This window comes from Ilyobacter sp. (assembly GCF_041583315.1).
GTDB lineage: Bacteria > Fusobacteriota > Fusobacteriia > Fusobacteriales > Fusobacteriaceae > Ilyobacter.
Genome location: NZ_JBFHGC010000452.1, coordinates 1 through 2,390 on the forward strand (window position 1 = coordinate 1; position 2,390 = coordinate 2,390).

At 37.8% G+C, this 2,390-nt stretch carries 2 protein-coding genes; one reads left to right on the plus strand and one right to left on the minus strand.

Annotation, left to right across the window (positions count from 1 at the left end):
- Positions 1-509, minus strand: a 509-nt coding sequence (locus tag ABZA26_RS12785; protein WP_372714899.1) for a DMT family transporter, incomplete at its 3' end; no start/stop codon positions are given.
- A 363-nt stretch (positions 510-872) separates the two neighbouring features.
- Between ABZA26_RS12785 and ABZA26_RS12790 the strand changes: the two genes are divergently transcribed.
- Positions 873-2,051, plus strand: a complete 1,179-nt coding sequence (locus ABZA26_RS12790) for an NADP-dependent malic enzyme (protein ID WP_372714900.1) — start codon at positions 873-875, stop codon at positions 2,049-2,051.
- The last annotated feature ends 339 nt before the right edge of the window (positions 2,052-2,390 follow it).

Below are 2,390 nucleotides of genomic sequence, written 5' to 3' on the forward strand. Positions count from 1 at the left end.
ATATACAGGTCTCCGATATTAAAATCCATATTTCTCAGGACTTCATAAGATCCGTTTGTAACTATGACAGCAACCCCTATAAAGGAAATAACTATACCGAAGGCCGCCTTTGTGGACACCTTCTCCTTCAAAAATATAGAGGCAAGTATCGTTGTCATTATGGGGTTTGACGCAGCAATAAGAGAGGTGTTGACACTGGAAGTATATTTCAGTGCAGTGAAGAAAAATACATGGTAACCAACCATTCCCAGAAGTGACAGAACGACCACGTGTGGTATTTCTGATTTTGGTATTTTAAGATCTTCTCCTCTGAAATACATTATCAGGAAAAGTATCGTGCTGGCAATGAGAAACCTGAAAAAGGTCAGGGAAAAAACCGGGAATTCCATGATGGAAAATTTTCCTGCAATAAAGGCTCCGGAAAAAAATATAGAGGATATCACCATTATATTTTTATCAAGGATGCCTTTTACTGATCCTAAACATGTGCTGTTACTAGATTCTGTCATAGATGATGCCTCCTAAAAATTAAAAAGTTTTGATAGTGTGTTTTATTTATGTAATAAAAAATATTATAAAGTGTTTGGATTCTGATACTTCATTTTACAACGATTGGTGGAGAAATGTCCATATGAATTTAGAATTTGAACTGTGAAAGTCCAGAGTAAGATCTTTAAATTTATTTTAAAACAGGATTTCTGATGAACTGGTTTGTTTTATTAAGGTGTTATTTTTTTAACAATCTTTAGTTAATTAGATAAAGGTATAAAAATTTGATTAAATTGAAATAAAGAGTTTTGTGTTATAAGATTATAATTATTAAGAGGGACTGCCGGGTTATGCAGCAATAAAAAAAGGGGGAAGTTATTGAGATGAATGTTTATGAGGAAGCTCTAAAAATACACAGTGAAAACAAAGGGAAAATTGAGGTGGTCTCCAAGGTAGGGGTCACTAACAGAGAGGAACTGAGCCTGGCTTATTCCCCTGGGGTTGCAGAACCTTGCAGAAAAATACAGGAAAATAAAATGGACGTGTACAAATATACCTCCAAAGGAAACATGGTGGCAGTAGTGACTGACGGTACAGCAGTGCTGGGTCTTGGAGACATAGGTCCAGAAGCAGCCCTTCCTGTAATGGAGGGAAAAGCCATACTTTTTAAAACCTTTGCCGGAGTGGATGCATTCCCTATATGCCTTGATACAAAGGATACTGAGGAGATAATAGAAACGGTAAAAAGAATAGCTCCTGGTTTCGGAGGAATAAATCTGGAGGATATATCTGCTCCGAGATGCGTAGAGATAGAGAGGAGACTCAAGGAAGAGCTAAATATACCGGTATTTCACGATGATCAGCACGGAACGGCTATAGTTGTGGTGGCCGGGCTTATAAACTCATATAAATTTCTAAAAAAGAATTTTTCAGATGCCAGGGTGGTAGTCTGTGGTGCAGGGGCAGCAGGGAGTTCGATAATAAAAATGATCAGTCAGCTGGGAGTGAAGGATATTTTGGCAGTAGATATAGCCGGTATAATAGCCAGAGATGATGAAAAGAGGGAATATGACTTTTTGTCTCAAGAGCTGTCTAAAATCACAAATAAGGATAATGTAAAGGGAGGACTTGCAGAGGCTGTAAAAAAAGCTGATATATTTATAGGGGTATCCGCTCCAGGAATACTGAAGCCAGAGATGGTAAAGACTATGAATGCAGACCCAGTGATATTTGCAATGGCCAATCCTACTCCGGAAATAATGCCAGATGAGGCTCTGAAAGCAGGGGCTAAAATAGTAGGCACAGGGAGATCGGACTTCCCAAACCAGGTAAACAACGTACTTGCATTTCCGGGTCTCTTTAAGGGAGCTTTGGAAGCGGGAGCGACTGCAATAACAGAGGAGATGAAGTTCGCAGCAGCCGAGGCAATAGCAAAGGTACTGAAAGAGGAAGAGCTTTCTGAAGAGTACATAATACCTAATCCTTTTGATGAAAGAGTATCAAAAGTAGTGGCAGATGAGGTAAAGAGGATAGCAAAAGAACAGGGGATAATAAGAAAATAAAGGAATTGGTCACTGTTGTGTATATGAAATAAGTAGGCAGAAAAATCTTTTATAGATTTTTCTGTCATACTTAATTTTTTTAATTATTCAGCTTGTACAAAAAATAAGTATTACTATTCAGGAATAGGAAGAATAATTATAAAAATTTATATATGAAAGGAGTGAAGTTGCAAATGTATACCTGCGGAATTTGTAAAGTCCATGCATGCAGAACCGGCGTGAAAGAAAAGATGCCTAAAAACTGTCCGTGCCTGGAAAAAGATCAGGATGTCATTGACAAAAGTAAAGAATTGTACAAAGATGAGGAAAATGCCATGATAGCTTATCAGTCTGCTTTGA

What these genes read in the sequence shown, in the direction of transcription:
- ABZA26_RS12790 (WP_372714900.1), top strand. Translation starts at nt 873, where the DNA reads ATGAATGTTTATGAGGAAGCTCTAAAAATACACAGTGAAAACAAAGGG.